The sequence below is a fragment of the Pseudomonas sp. W17 genome (assembly GCF_040268305.1).
In the GTDB taxonomy this organism is placed as follows: domain Bacteria; phylum Pseudomonadota; class Gammaproteobacteria; order Pseudomonadales; family Pseudomonadaceae; genus Aquipseudomonas; species Aquipseudomonas protegens.
In genome coordinates, this window is sequence record NZ_CP158490.1 from 6,603,138 (window position 1) to 6,616,646 (window position 13,509).

Below are 13,509 nucleotides of genomic sequence, written 5' to 3' on the forward strand. Positions count from 1 at the left end.
GCTGCGAGCGTTTCGCGATCAAGCTCGCTCCTACAGGTCAGCGCCGGGTCAGGCGCCACCGCGAAAGCAGGACACGCCCCAGGCGGTGAGCTTGAACGGCAGGTGGTAGTGCTGGCGCGGATCATCCAGGCCGAAGCGGTACACCAGCACCTCGAGGAAGGGCACCGGCGGCAGCGCCTGGCCTTGCTCGCGATAGAACGCCGCCACGTCCAGCTCCACTTCGTAGACGCCCTGGCCGAAGCTCGCCGACCGCTCGGCAAGCTCGCTCAGCAAGCCGTTGCCGGCAATTCGCCCTGCGCAGAGCAGCTCGCCGCCCAGGCGGCGCACCCGCACCGCCATGCCTTCGGCCACCTTGCCGCTGGCGACGTCCACCACATGGATGGATAGGCCGCCGTTCATTTCCAGAAGCCCTTGTGCGCCAGCGCGGCCTCGCTCTCAAGCATCGGCCCGAACACCGGGATCTGCCGCTGCCCACGGGCGAACACTTCGCGGCACGGCAGGGAAAAGGTCGGGTTTTCCGGGTGGGCGCCGGTCAACTCCAGCAGCTCATGTTCGGACAAGGCGTAGACCACCCGGCCAATGCCGGTCCAGTAGATGGCCCCGGCGCACATGCAGCAGGGCTCGGCGCTGGTGTACAGGGTGCACTCGGCCAGGGCCTGGGGGCTGAGGCGCTTGGCCGCCAGCGCCGCTGCCGCCAGTTCGGCGTGCTGGGTCGGGTCGCCTTCGGGGGGCATCGAGTTGTTGCCGGCGCTGGCGATGACCTTGCCGTCGCGATCGGCCACCAGGGCCGCGAACGGATGACGGCCACGGGCCTTGGCCTCTTCGGCGAGCTGGATGCTCTGGCGCAGCAAGTGCAGGTCCAGTTCGGTGACACCGGCAGGGATGGAAGAAAGAATCTGGGTCATCTTGACCTCCTTTTCATGGGCAGGAGCCGCCACAGCAATGGCGGCGAGAAAAACGTCAGTCATTGAGCTCGACATGGGCTGCCAGCACCTGGGCGGTGGCCTCACGGGGATTGAGCAGCAGGTTGAGAACGATGGCGGTGATGGCGCCAAGGAAGATGCCGCTTTCCAGCACCAGCCTGAGGGGACCGTGCAGATGGGCGAACAGCGCCGGGAAGGACATCGGCAGCACCCCGACGCTGACCGACACCGCCACCACGATGGCGTTGCGCGTACCTTCGAACGGCACCCGCGACAGTTCCTGGATGCCGGCCACTGTAGTCATGCCGAACATCACGATGGCGCAACCGCCAAGCACCGGGGTCGGCACCGCCGCCACCAGGGCACCCAGCTTGGGAAACAGCCCCATGAGCACCATGATTGCCCCGGCCGCGGCCACCACGAAGCGGCTCTTGACCCTGGACAGCGCGATCAGCCCAGTGTTCTGGGTAAAGGCGTTGTAGGGAAAGCTGTTGAACAGGCCGCCGAGCAGGGTCGACAGGCCATCGGCGCGGAACGCATCGCCCAGGGTGCGCTGGGTGGTCGGCTTGCCGGTGAGCTTGCCGATGGCCAGGCAGTTGCCGGTGGTCTCGGCCATGATCACCAGCATCGCCAGGGTCATGATCAGGATCGGCACCAGGGAAAACTGTGGAGCCCCAAACGCCATGGGCCGGCTCAGTTCGAACCAGGCCGCCTGGCTCACCTGGGCAAAGTCGGTCATGCCGAACGCCGCGGCGATCAGGCTGCCCACCAGCAAGCCGATGAGCACGCTGAGGTTGCCGATAAAGCCCGAGAACTTGCCGTAGATCACCAGCGTCACCGCTACCGTGGCCAGCCCCAGCAGCAGGTTGGCCGGCGCGCCGAAATCGTCCGCCGCGGGGTTGCCGCCGCCGAGCCAGATCGCCGCTGCCGGCATCAGGGAAATGCCGATGATGGTGATCAGGCTGCCGATCACTACGGGCGGGAAAAACCGCAGCAAACGGCTGAACAGCGGCGCCAGGGCAATGGTGATGAGGCCTGCGGCGATCACCGCGCCGAACACCTCGGTCAGGCCGAACTGCTTGCCGATCATGATCATCGGTGCAAGGGCGATGAACGAACAGCCCTGGATCAACGGCAGCCGCGCCCCAAAACGCCAGAACCCCAAGGTCTGGACCAGGGTGGCGATGCCCGAGGTCAGCAGGTTGGCGTTGATCAATAGCACCACCTGCGCCGGGGTCAGGCCCAGGGCATTGCCTAGAATCAACGGCACCGCCACCGCACCGGCATACATCACCAGCACATGCTGCAGGCCGAAGGTGAACAGCTGGCGGACGGGCAGGACCTCGTCCACGGGATGCACGCGGGAAATTGTCATGTCGCAGGTCTCCTGAAGGTGCAGCTTTTGCTTTTGTTTTGGCAGGCATCCGGGGCAAGCGCCGCCGGCAGGAAGTACGGACGTCGGGGCCATGATCTGTGCTTGAATACGATGAAACAAATGAGCAGCCATCGTTTTTAACGATGGATCAGACAGCCCTCTTCCAGGGCCGGGAGCCGCGATGCGCTTTTCGCTGGATCAACTGCAGATGTTCGTACAGGCCGCGCAAAGCGGCTCGTTCTCGGCCGCCGCACGCAAGCTGGGCAAGACCCAGTCCACGGTCAGTGTGGCCATCGGCAACCTGGAGGCGGACCTGGGGGTCGAGCTGTTCGACCGCAGCGCTCGCAGCCCGGTGCTGACGGCCACCGGGCAGAAGATGCTGCTGCAGGCCGAGGCGGTGCTGGAGCGCTGCCTGACCCTGCAGGCCAACGCCGACTGCCTGTCGCAGGTGGTGGAGCCACACCTGTCGATCGTCATCGAAACCCCCTATGGCCCGCTGATGCCGGCCCTGCGGGAGTTCGAACAGGCCTTTCCCTATGTCGACCTGCTGATCCGCCACCCGCTGTCCGGGGACGCCAGCGAGCTGGTGGCCCGGGGTGAGGCGGTGCTGGGCATCGCCTTCTCGCAACCGGGCTACCCCCAGGAGCTGGAGTTCCAGCAATTGGGCAAGCTGATCATGTTGCACGTCTGCCACCCGGACCACCCGCTGGCGCAGCTCGACAGCGTGACCTTCGACGACCTGCATGTGCACCGGCGCCTGGCCTTCAGCGCCCACGCCAACAAGCTGCCCAGCAGCGAATACCTGCGCTCCACCCAGCTGTGGCAGGCGGAAAACTACCTGGCGCTGCTGGAAATGGTCCGCGCCGGCCTGGGCTGGGCGACCCTGCCGCGGCAACTGATCCAGCGTGAACTGGCCAAGGGCGAGCTGGTGGAACTGCAACTGGGGGCCTACCCCCATACCGACTGGCTGATCGGCGTCGACCTGCTCTGGGCCCGACAACGGGTGATGGGCAAGGCCGAGCGCTGGCTCAAGGAGCGGCTGCTGCGCCAGAAGGTGTACGAGGTGGACCGGCGCGGGCAGTCCACGACCTGGTAATGCTGGCGCGGGCAACAAAGGGACAAGGTTCTGCACTTGGCCGGGCAGGAAATATAAGCAAGGATTCGCATTCCTTATAAAAGACTTATATAGTCCGCCATGAACGAGATCCTCTGGAGTAGAAAAGCGGTCAAGCAGTTGATGCGACTTCACCACGAGCATCAGGTCCAGGTTCGCGATGCGATTGCCCTGCTGGCCGACATGCCCGCCAGTGGCAACGTCAAAGCCCTGTCCGGCCACACTTATGCCTATCGTCTTCGGGGCGGGCAGTACCGGGTCCTGTTCGACTGGGACGGAGCCATACACATCGTCAGTGTTCAAGAGGTCAAGAAACGTGATGAACGTACCTACTGACATCCAGATCATCCACGGCCCGGACGGCAGCCCGGCATTCGTGGTGATTCCCTACGCGCAGTACATGGCGCAGTACAAGGAAGCCGATCTGATACCCCATGACGTGGTCAGCCGCATGGTCGACGGCGCCACACCGATACGCGCCTGGCGCGAGCACCTGCACCTCACCCAGGACGAAGTCGCCAGGCGCCTGGGGATCTCCCAGCCGGCCTTTGCCCAGCAGGAAAGCGTCGCCCGGCCGCGCCGGGCCACCCGGGAAAAGATCGCCGCCGCCTTCGGCATACGCGCCGACCAGCTGGAGCTGTAAGCTGCGCCTCACTCACTGATTGAAAGGGTTCCCCATGAGCATCTGCGGTATCGAGATCAAAGGCAGCGAAGCCATCTTCGCCCTCGCCACCCTGCAAGACGGCGCGGTGCAACACCAGCTGCTGGCCACCAAGAAAATCGCCCTGGAAGACGATGACGAGGCCGCCAACGTCAAGGCCTTCGCCAGCCATGTCGGGGCCTTCGTGCGCGAACACGGGATCACCCGCATCGCCATCAAGAAGCGCAGCAAGAAAGGCGAGTTCGCCGGCGGCCCCACCACCTTCAAGATCGAAGGCGTGTTTCAGTTGCTGGAGAATTGCGAGGTGACCCTGCTGTCGCCCCAGACCATCAACGCCCAGTACAAGAAGCACGGCTTCGCTCTGGCCGCTAGCCTCAACAAATACCAGCACGAAGCCTACAAAGCCGCCTGCGCCGCCCTGCTGAAAAAATAACCGTAGGAGCCGGCTGACCGGCGCTACCGAGCCCGAGTCAAGCCAGCTCGCGGCCGCCGCCCGACGGGCGCCGGTCTTCACGCGGGCACCGCACGAAACGCGCGCGGTAACTGCGGGTGAAGTAGGACGGCGATTCAAACCCGCAGGCAATGCTCACCTCCAGCACGCTCATGTCGGTCTGGCGCAGCAGTTTGCGGGCTTTCTCCAGGCGCAGGCCCAGGTAGAAATTGCTCGGGGTGTCGTTGAGGTGCAGGCGGAACAGGCGCTCCAGCTGGCGCCGGGTGACCTTGATCGACTCGGCCAGGGCCAGGGTGCTCAGGGGCGGTTCGCTGTGCTGTTCCATTTCGCCGATCACCTGCACCAGCTTCTTGTTGCTGATGCCGTAGCGGCTGGCGACTTCCATGCGCTGGTGATCCTTGCGCGGGCGGATGCGCCCCAGCACGAACTGCTCGCTGACCTGGACCGCCAGTTGCGGGCCGTGGGCCTGGGCGATCAGGTCGAGCATCATGTCGATGGACGCCGTGCCGCCGGCACAGGTGATGCGCCGTCGATCGATCTCGAACAGCTCCTGGGTCACGCTCAGTTGCGGGTAGGACTCCTTGAAGGCCTCGATGGCCTCCCAGTGCAAAGTCACCCGGTGCCCCTCCAGCAAACCGCTCTCGGCAAGGATCACACTACCGGTGTCGATCCCGCCCAGGGTCACGCCCTCCACCTCCAGCCGCCGCAACCAGTGCTCCAGGGCCGGGGTGAGAAACTTCAGCGGCTCGAAACCGGCCACCACCCACAAGGTCGCGCCTTTCTTCAGCGGCTCCAGGGCCGCATCGACATTCACCGACATGCCATTGCTGGCCAGCACCGCGCCGCCGTCGGCGCTCAGCACATGCCAGCGGTACAGCTCGCCGCGAAAGCGGTTGGCCACCCGCAGCGGCTCGATGGCCGAGATGAAACCGATGGCGGAAAACCCCGGCATCAGCAGGAAATAGAAGTCCTGGGACATGCAACGCACTCCGGTGACGGCCAGCGTGGGCCTTGTGATACGCCAAATGCCCCCGTGCCACAAGGGGGCAGGTCGCTGCAGTGCAAGAGTCGGTCGCCGCTGTGCGCTTGCCACCGGCGGCGCCTGCGTACCTTGGCAACACCTGCGCACAAAGACGCCGGGACCGACAATAACGACCTGCCGAGGAAAGCATCATGAAACGACTGATCAGCAGCTGTGTGCTTGCGCTTAGTGGTAGCGTTTTTCTGAGCAGCGGGGCCCTGGCCGCCGATGCCGCCAGCTGCCAGAACGTGCGCCTGGGCGTGGTCAACTGGACCGACGTGATCGCCACCAGCGCCCTGACCCAGGTCCTGCTCGACGGCCTCGGCTACAAGACCAAGCAGACCAGTGCTTCCCAGCAGATCATCTTCGCCGGCATCCGTGACCAGCGCCTGGACCTGTTCCTGGGCTACTGGAACCCGCTGATGACCCAGACCATCACCCCCTTCGTCGACGCCAACCAGGTCAAGGTCCTGGCCGAACCGAGCCTCAAGGACGCCCGCGCCACCCTGGCCGTGCCGGCCTACCTGGCGGACAAGGGTCTGAAGACCTTTGCCGACATCGCCAGGTTCCAGAAGGAACTGGGGGGCAAGATCTACGGCATCGAACCGGGTTCGGGAGCCAATACCCAGATCAAGGAAATGATCGCCAAGAACCAGTTCGGCCTGGGCAAGTTCCAGTTGGTGGAGTCCAGTGAGGCGGGCATGTTGTCGGCGGTAGCCCGGGCGGTGAAACGCAACGAGGCCATCGTGTTCTTCGGCTGGGCGCCGCACCCGATGAACGTCAACTTCAAGATGACCTACCTCAGCGGCAGCGAAAACGCCCTGGGGCCCAACGAAGGCCAGGCCACGGTGTGGACCGTCACCGCGCCTAACTACGCCGAGCAGTGCCCGAACGTGCACCGGCTGTTGACCAACCTGACCTTCAGCGCCGAAGACGAGAGCCGCATGATGCAGCCGCTGCTGGATCACAAGGATGCCCTGGAATCCGCGCGGCAATGGCTCAAGGACCACCCGCAGGACCAGCAGCGCTGGCTGGAAGGGGTCACCACCTTCGATGGCAAGCCGGCCGCCGAACACCTGCAACTGACCAGCAAATAAGCCACCGCCACTGCCGCCCCGCAGCCCGCCCTGGGCTGCGCACGGCCACCTCACGCCCTCAGCAAACACGCCTGTAAGGAACCGCACCATGAACCACGACGTCATCATCACCTGCGCACTCACCGGTGCTGGCGACACGACCGCCAAGAGCCCGCACGTGCCGGTCACCCCGAAACAGATCGCCGCGGCCGCCGTAGAAGCCGCCAAGGCCGGCGCCACCGTGGTGCACTGCCATGTGCGCGACCCCGCCACCGGCAAGTTCAGCCGCGATGTGGCGCTGTACCGCGAAGTGATGGAGCGGATCCGCGAAGCCGACATCGACATCATCGTCAACCTCACCGCCGGCATGGGCGGCGACCTGGAGATCGGCGGCGGCGAGAACCCCATGGAGTTCGGCCCCAACACCGACCTGGTCGGCCCCTTGACCCGCCTGGCCCATGTCGAGGAACTGCTGCCGGAGATCTGCACCCTGGACTGCGGCACCCTGAACTTCGGCGACGGCGACACCATCTACGTCTCCACCCCGGCCCAGCTGCGGGCCGGCGCCAAGCGTATCCAGGAGCTGGGAGTGAAGGCCGAGCTGGAAATCTTCGACACCGGGCACCTGTGGTTCGCCAAGCAGATGATCAAGGAAGGCCTGCTGGACAATCCGCTGTTCCAGCTGTGCCTGGGCATTCCCTGGGGCGCCCCGGCGGACACCACCACCATGAAGGCCATGGTCGACAACCTGCCGGCGGACGCGGTCTGGGCCGGCTTCGGGATTGGCCGCATGCAAATGCCCATGGCTGCGCAAGCGGTGCTGCTGGGGGGCAACGTGCGGGTCGGCCTGGAAGACAACCTGTGGCTGGATCGCGGCGTGCTCGCCACCAACGGCCAACTGGTGGAACGGGCCACGGAAATCCTCAGCCGCCTCGGCGCCCGGGTCCTGACCCCGGCCGAAGGCCGCCAGAAGATGGGCCTGAAGCAACGCGGCTAACCTCAATCCACCTCTCCCCCCGTAGGAGCGAGCTTGCTCGCGAAGAGGCCATCACACCCGGCCACTCACCCCCTGACACGCAGGAGTCGGCTTGCCGGCGAACGGCCCCGCAAGGCCACTAAAAGCTTCGCTGGCAAGCCAGCTCCTACGGGTCGTTTATCTGGAGTACGCAATGAGCTTTATCACCGACATCAAAACTTTCGCCGCCCTGGGCAGCGGCGTGATCGGCAGCGGCTGGGTGGCCCGAGCCCTGGCCCACGGCCTCGACGTAGTGGCCTGGGACCCGGCGCCCGGCGCCGAAGCGGCCCTGCGCAAGCGCGTCGCCAATGCCTGGGGCGCGCTGGAAAAACAGGGGCTGGCCCCCGGCGCCTCACCACAGCGCCTGCGCTTTGTCGCCACCATCGAGGAATGCGTGAAGGATGCCGACTTCATCCAGGAAAGCGCTCCCGAACGCCTGGAGCTCAAGCTGGAGCTGCACAGCAGAATCAGCGCCGCGGCCAAGCCTGACGCGCTGATCGGCTCCAGCACCTCGGGCCTTTTGCCCAGCGAATTCTACGAGGGCTCGACCCACCCGGAACGCTGCGTGGTGGGCCACCCGTTCAACCCGGTGTACCTGCTGCCACTGGTGGAGGTGGTGGGCGGCAAGCGCACCGCGCCCGAAGCGGTCCAGGCCGCGATCAAGGTCTATGAATCCCTGGGGATGCGCGCCCTTCACGTGCGCAAGGAAGTACCCGGGTTCATCGCCGACCGTCTTCTCGAAGCGCTCTGGCGCGAGGCCCTGCACCTGGTCAACGACGGCGTGGCGACCACCGGGGAAATCGACGATGCGATCCGCTTTGGCGCCGGCCTGCGCTGGTCGTTCATGGGCACCTTCCTCACCTACACCCTGGCGGGCGGCGACGCCGGCATGCGCCACTTCATGGCCCAGTTCGGCCCGGCGCTGCAACTGCCCTGGACCTACCTGCCGGCCCCGGAGCTGACCGACAAGCTGATCGACGACGTGGTCGAAGGCACCGCCGAGCAACTGGGCACCCACAGCATTGCGGCCCTGGAGCGCTATCGTGATGACTGCCTGCTGGCAGTGCTGGAGGCGGTGAAAACCACCAAGGCCAAGCACGGCATGCACTTTCACGACTAACCCAACCCCGTGGGAACTGGCTTGCCGGCGAACGGGCCGCCAAGCCAGGCGCAAACCCAACGGACGCCTTCGCCGGCAAGCCGGCTCCTACCGTTATCCGGTGACCTTATGCCTGCCCTGACCACCTACAGCACCCGCATCATCAGCGACTGGGTCGATTACAACGGCCATCTGCGCGATGCCTTCTACCTGCTGATCTTCAGCTATGCCACTGACGCCCTGATGGATCGCCTGGGGCTCGACAGCGACAACCGCGAAGCCAGCGGCCACTCGCTGTTCACCCTGGAACTGCATCTGAACTACCTGCATGAGGTGAAGCTCGACACCGAGGTCGAAGTGCGCACCCAGGTCATCGGCCACGATCGCAAGCGCCTGCACCTCTACCACAGCCTGCACAGACTCGATGATCCCCGGGAGCTGGCAGGCAACGAGCAAATGCTGCTCCACGTCGACCTGGCCGGGCCGCGTTCGGCGCCGTTCAGCGAGCCGGTGCTGCAACGCCTGCAAACCCTGGCCGCCGAGCAGGCGGACCTGCCGCGCCCGGCCTGCCTCGGCCGGGTGATCGCCCTGCCCGCGGAAAAATAGCCCTCAGAAGAAAAGGAGATCGCCGTGAACACCGCCGCCCTTGCCGACTACCGCAGTTACCCGTTGATCAGCGCACTGGCCACTGTCCAGGTCCTGCCGGACCGGCTCCAGGTGCACTGGGCCGACGGCCGTCTCAGCCCTTTTCACCATCAATGGCTGCGGGACAACTGCCCTTGCCCGCAATGCGTCTACAGCGTGACCCGCGAACAGGTGCTGGAAATCGTCGATGTTGCCGAAGGCCTCGAGTGCAACGCCGCACGCATTGATGCCGACGGCTGCCTGAACCTCGACTGGGCGGACGGCCACCGCAGCCGCTTCGACCCCGGCTGGCTGCGGGCCCATGCCTATGATCGACAGTCGCGCGAAGAACGGCAGGCCGCCAAGGCCCGGCACTCGCTGTGGGACGCCAGCCTGCAACTGCCCGAGTTCCAGTACCAGGCGCTGATGGAGGACCCCCAGGTGCTGCTGCAATGGCTGCTGGCCCTGCGCGATACCGGCCTGACCCAGGTCCGTGGCGCGCCCACCGAACCCGGCTCGCTGGCCCTGATTGCGCGGCGTATTTCGTTTATCCGCGAAAGCAATTTCGGCGTGCTGTTCAACGTGCAGTCCAAGGCCGATGCCGACAGCAACGCCTACACCGCCTTCAATCTGCCGCTGCACAGCGACCTGCCGACCCGCGAGCTGCAACCGGGGCTGCAATTCCTGCATTGCCTGGTGAATGACGCGGTAGGCGGCGAAAGCATTTTCGTCGACGGCTTCGCCATTGCCGACGCCCTGCGCCGGGAAGACCCCGAGGCGTTCCGCGCCCTGTGCGAAATCCCCGTGGAGTTTCGCAACAAGGACCGCCACAGCGACTACCGCTGCCTGGCGCCGGTCATCGCCCTGGATGCCCGGGGCCAGGTCGCGGAAATCCGCATGGCCAATTTCCTGCGTGGCCCCTTCGACACCACGGAAGAACAGATGCCCCGGCTGTACCGCGCCTACCGGCGCTTTATCGCCCTGACCCGCGAAGCCCGGTTCCGGGTCATTCGCCGCCTGGACCCGGGCCAGCTCTGGTGCTTCGACAACCGCCGCACCCTGCACGCGCGCAACGCCTTCGACCCGGCCAGCGGCGCCCGGCACTTCCAGGGCTGCTACATCGACCGCGACGAACTGCTCTCCAGAATCCTGGTGCTGCAGCGCTGATCCTCACCCCTCCCGCCCCCGGCTCCCCTGTAGGAGCCGGCTTGCCGGCGAAACTTGCCGGAGAGCTTTGCACAGGCAAAAAAAAGCCCCGATCAAGCCGTGACAGGATCGAGGCAGGGACTACTTCTGAGGAGCTGCGGTGAGAAGGTGACCAAACCGACACGACGCGAGCTGGTTTCAGTCTGCCCACTCTGCCTTCCCGCGAGTTAGCCGAGAGCGACCTGCTCATAGGTAATAGGGCCACTGCCACGCCTTCAGATGTCCTCGGTATACAGCACCACCGTCACATAGAAATAGCCGATCTTGTGCCAATCCTGGCGCTGGTTGTAGGGCGTCTCTTCAGAGCCCATGCCAATCTGGTAATTACGCCCGGTCTTTTTATCCCTATAGGAAATGAAACCCTTCGTTTCCCAGCCGCAGCAGACAAACCTGAGCCCCTCCTGAACCCCCAACTCCCGCTGCAGATAGCGCTCTACCTCATGGGCATCCTGACCTTTGACCCGGTAACTGGCGGTCAGCGGTGCGCCCTGATCCTGGGGCTTCGACTCACAACGGAAAAACTCCAGGGACTTCGGTGGATCGGTCATGGCCTTCAGAAAATCGCCACACTCGGGAGCTGCCAGAGCAGCGCCGGAAACCATCAACAACAAACAGGCGAACCCCATTCTGAACATCACTTTCATCCACTCCAGCTCCATGGTTTACCACTCGGCGGCCATCCTACCGAACCCCCAGCGCTTGCACAGAGTGTCTTTGCGCGGCAGGAGCGCTCATTACCCCACCCTTCAGGCAAGCCCGAGGCCTCACAAGCAGGCGCCGCAAGACTTGATTGCGCCGCCTTTTCCCAACGCTGTGGCAACCGGCCATGGCCATCGACTTAGCCGAAAACGACCTGTTCATAGGTAAACGGGCCATCGCGACAATCTGCCCTTGCCGCCACCCGGACGCCCTACCAGAATCGGCTCACGACCACGCTCCCTGAACAAGGATAAGAGTCATGATGCACGCGGATCTGATTGACCAGGACGACCTGCTGGGACAACTCCGGGCACTGGGTTTCGAAATGCCCGCAGGCGCCAGCGCCGAGCAGGCCTGCGAATGTGCGGTAAGGGGCTTGAGCGATGCACGGGCCAAGGCGCTCAAGGGCATGGTCGAGCAGATGCTCACCGGCAATGCGACCATCCTGCCTGCCGTACGCCAGGCCATCGACCGCCAACTACTGCCGGCCCTGGCCGAGTACCAGCAGCAAAAACGCGCGTGAACGCCCCCGGGGCCCGGGCGGGTTGCTAAAGTGGGTTTCCTCCACAAACCACAGGCCCGCTCATGACCCCCATTGAACCTGGTTCATCCGCCAACGCTGGCGGGTGGCTGCAATTGCGCCAGGGCCTATGGCCCGATTGCCCGCAGGATGAACACCAGGCCGAAATCCAGCAGATTCTGGCCGAGCCCCAGCGCTACGGCTGCTGGCTGGCCTGCACCGAGAACGGTGAGGCCGTGGGCCTGGCCGAGGCTGCATTGCGCCACGACTACGTCAACGGCACCGACAGCTCCCCCGTGGTCTTTCTTGAAGGCATCTATGTGGCCCCCGGGCATCGTCGCCAGGGCATTGCCCAGCGCCTGATCGAGCAGGTCGCCTATTGGGGGCAACAACGGGGATGCGTGGAAATGGCCTCGGACACCAGCCTCGACAACCTGGCCAGCCAGGATCTGCACCACGCGCTGGGTTTCGAGGAAACCGAGCGCGTGGTGTATTTCAAGAAACGCCTGTGACTACAGGCGCACGCTGGCGAAGGTCGATTCGTTGCGTGCCTGGCTCAGGGCCGACAATGGCCCGGACAGCGGCGCCAAAACCATGGCTTGCGGCAACGGCATCATCGCCACCTGCTGGGTGGTGTTGGAACCGATGCGCTCGTCACGCGGTGGAATGCCGAAGTACTCGCGGTAGCACTTGGAGAAGTGCGGCGTGGAGACGAAACCACAGACCGACGCCACTTCGATGATCGACATGGGAGTCTGCTTGAGCAGTTGCCGGGCGCGGATCAGCCGCAGCTTGAGGTAGTAGCGCGACGGCGAGCAATGCAGGTACTTCTGGAACAGCCGCTCCAGCTGTCGCCGGGACACGGCGACGTACACCGCCAGTTCATCGAGGTCGATCGGCTCTTCGAGGTTGGCTTCCATCAGGGCGACGATTTCCTGCAGCTTGGGCTGGTTGGTGCCCAGCATGTGCTTGAGGGGTACGCGCTGGTGATCCTGCTCGTTGCGGATGCGCTCGTAGACGAACATTTCCGAGATCGCCGCCGACAGCTCGCGGCCATGATCGCGGCTGATCAGGTGCAGCATCATGTCCAGCGGCGCGGTGCCGCCGGAGCTGGTGAAGCGGTTGCGGTCGAGGGTGAACAGGCGGGTGCTCATGGCCACCCGGGGAAAGGCTTCCTGCATCGACGCCAGGCATTCCCAGTGCACGCTGCAATCGAAGCCGTCCAGCAGGCCGGCGCACGCCAGGGCCCAGCTGCCGGTACACACCGCGCCCAGACGGCGCGACTGGCGGGCCTGGCTCTGCAGCCAGGACACATGTTCGCGGGTGACGGTGCGCTGAATGCCGATACCGCCGCAGACAATCACGGTATCGAGGCTGGGGGCTTTGTGCATCGCGGCATCGGGGGTGATCTGCAGACCGTCACTGGCCCAGACCTGGCCACCATCGACGCTGAGGGTGGTCCAGCGATACAGCTCGCGACCGGACAGTTGGTTGGCCATGCGCAGGGGTTCGACTGCGGAGGCCAGGGAAATCAGCGTGAAATTGTCCAGCAGCAGAAAGCCGATGGATTGAGGCGCACGGTTCTGGGGTTGGGCCCCGGAGTTGAACGACGTCATCGCGATATCTCCTCACACAAAGCGGGTGATGGCCTCAGGCGGAGGCTCTTTTTATGTGCCCTGTTCCTCAAGGGAGACGGGCTTGATATTCACAGAGCAATTGCCATGC

17 protein-coding genes are annotated in these 13,509 nt (G+C 64.7%); 11 read left to right on the forward strand and 6 right to left on the reverse strand.

Annotated features, from left to right (window positions below):
• Positions 1-48 precede the first annotated feature (48 nt).
• Genes ABCR88_RS30420 through ABCR88_RS30430 form a run of 3 tightly spaced genes read right to left on the reverse strand, consistent with a single transcriptional unit; the run spans position 49 to position 2,298 of the window.
• Positions 49-399 (reverse strand): hydroxyisourate hydrolase, encoded by a 351-nt coding sequence (locus ABCR88_RS30420; protein WP_041120173.1) that lies wholly within the window; start codon positions 397-399, stop codon positions 49-51.
• Positions 396-905: a nucleoside deaminase gene (locus ABCR88_RS30425; RefSeq protein ID WP_123431067.1), complete on the reverse strand. Its 510-nt coding sequence runs from the start codon at positions 903-905 to the stop codon at positions 396-398. Before ABCR88_RS30425 ends, ABCR88_RS30420 begins: the two co-directional genes overlap by 4 nt.
• Before the next feature lie 55 nt (positions 906-960).
• Complete coding sequence (locus ABCR88_RS30430; protein WP_041120177.1) at positions 961-2,298, reverse strand: nucleobase:cation symporter-2 family protein; 1,338 nt, start codon at positions 2,296-2,298, stop codon at positions 961-963.
• A 181-nt stretch (positions 2,299-2,479) separates the two neighbouring features.
• On the opposite strand from ABCR88_RS30430, the gene ABCR88_RS30435 reads away from it, so the two are divergent.
• The 4 genes from ABCR88_RS30435 (at position 2,480) to ABCR88_RS30450 (ending at position 4,506) form a co-directional block, all read left to right on the forward strand.
• Entirely contained in the window at positions 2,480-3,394 is a 915-nt protein-coding gene (locus ABCR88_RS30435; protein ID WP_011063922.1) for a LysR family transcriptional regulator, read from the forward strand.
• Between the two features lie 99 nt (positions 3,395-3,493).
• The gene (locus ABCR88_RS30440) at positions 3,494-3,748 is read left to right on the forward strand and encodes a type II toxin-antitoxin system RelE/ParE family toxin (protein WP_350403800.1); all 255 of its coding nucleotides are present in this window, start codon (positions 3,494-3,496) and stop codon (positions 3,746-3,748) included.
• Entirely contained in the window at positions 3,732-4,055 is a 324-nt protein-coding gene (locus tag ABCR88_RS30445) for a helix-turn-helix transcriptional regulator (protein WP_015637312.1), read from the forward strand. Before ABCR88_RS30440 ends, ABCR88_RS30445 begins: the two co-directional genes overlap by 17 nt.
• Positions 4,056-4,089: 34 nt before the next feature.
• Positions 4,090-4,506: a DUF3010 family protein gene (locus ABCR88_RS30450; protein ID WP_041120178.1), complete on the forward strand. Its 417-nt coding sequence runs from the start codon at positions 4,090-4,092 to the stop codon at positions 4,504-4,506.
• Between the two features lie 37 nt (positions 4,507-4,543).
• On the opposite strand, the gene ABCR88_RS30455 is transcribed toward ABCR88_RS30450, so the two are convergent.
• Positions 4,544-5,503 carry a GlxA family transcriptional regulator gene (locus ABCR88_RS30455; protein WP_015637314.1) on the reverse strand — a complete coding sequence of 320 codons (960 nt, stop codon included), beginning with the start codon at positions 5,501-5,503 and terminating at the stop codon, positions 4,544-4,546.
• A gap of 194 nt (positions 5,504-5,697) precedes the next feature.
• Between ABCR88_RS30455 and ABCR88_RS30460 the strand changes: the two genes are divergently transcribed.
• The 5 genes from ABCR88_RS30460 (at position 5,698) to ABCR88_RS30480 (ending at position 10,526) form a co-directional block, all read left to right on the forward strand.
• Positions 5,698-6,642: a choline ABC transporter substrate-binding protein gene (locus ABCR88_RS30460; protein ID WP_011063927.1), complete on the forward strand. Its 945-nt coding sequence runs from the start codon at positions 5,698-5,700 to the stop codon at positions 6,640-6,642.
• Between the two features lie 88 nt (positions 6,643-6,730).
• Positions 6,731-7,618 carry a 3-keto-5-aminohexanoate cleavage protein gene (locus tag ABCR88_RS30465; protein ID WP_019095257.1) on the forward strand — a complete coding sequence of 296 codons (888 nt, stop codon included), beginning with the start codon at positions 6,731-6,733 and terminating at the stop codon, positions 7,616-7,618.
• Between the two features lie 172 nt (positions 7,619-7,790).
• A complete protein-coding gene (locus ABCR88_RS30470) occupies positions 7,791-8,756 on the forward strand; it encodes an L-carnitine dehydrogenase (RefSeq protein WP_350403801.1) in 966 nt (321 codons plus the stop codon).
• A 108-nt stretch (positions 8,757-8,864) separates the two neighbouring features.
• Positions 8,865-9,341: a thioesterase family protein gene (locus tag ABCR88_RS30475; RefSeq protein ID WP_041120182.1), complete on the forward strand. Its 477-nt coding sequence runs from the start codon at positions 8,865-8,867 to the stop codon at positions 9,339-9,341.
• Positions 9,342-9,365: 24 nt separating this feature from the next.
• The gene (locus tag ABCR88_RS30480; protein ID WP_325985323.1) at positions 9,366-10,526 is read left to right on the forward strand and encodes a gamma-butyrobetaine dioxygenase; all 1,161 of its coding nucleotides are present in this window, start codon (positions 9,366-9,368) and stop codon (positions 10,524-10,526) included.
• 254 nt (positions 10,527-10,780) lie between these two features.
• On the opposite strand, the gene ABCR88_RS30485 is transcribed toward ABCR88_RS30480, so the two are convergent.
• Entirely contained in the window at positions 10,781-11,209 is a 429-nt protein-coding gene (locus ABCR88_RS30485) for a DUF4952 domain-containing protein (RefSeq protein ID WP_015637319.1), read from the reverse strand.
• A 314-nt stretch (positions 11,210-11,523) separates the two neighbouring features.
• Between ABCR88_RS30485 and ABCR88_RS30490 the strand changes: the two genes are divergently transcribed.
• On the forward strand, positions 11,524-11,787 hold the full coding sequence (locus tag ABCR88_RS30490) for a hypothetical protein (protein ID WP_015637320.1): 264 nt from the start codon (positions 11,524-11,526) through the stop codon (positions 11,785-11,787).
• A gap of 62 nt (positions 11,788-11,849) precedes the next feature.
• Entirely contained in the window at positions 11,850-12,296 is a 447-nt protein-coding gene (aac(6'), locus tag ABCR88_RS30495; protein ID WP_041120185.1) for an aminoglycoside 6'-N-acetyltransferase, read from the forward strand.
• On the opposite strand, the gene ABCR88_RS30500 is transcribed toward aac(6'), so the two are convergent.
• Entirely contained in the window at positions 12,297-13,400 is a 1,104-nt protein-coding gene (locus ABCR88_RS30500; protein ID WP_011063935.1) for a GlxA family transcriptional regulator, read from the reverse strand.
• Positions 13,401-13,509 lie beyond the last annotated feature (109 nt).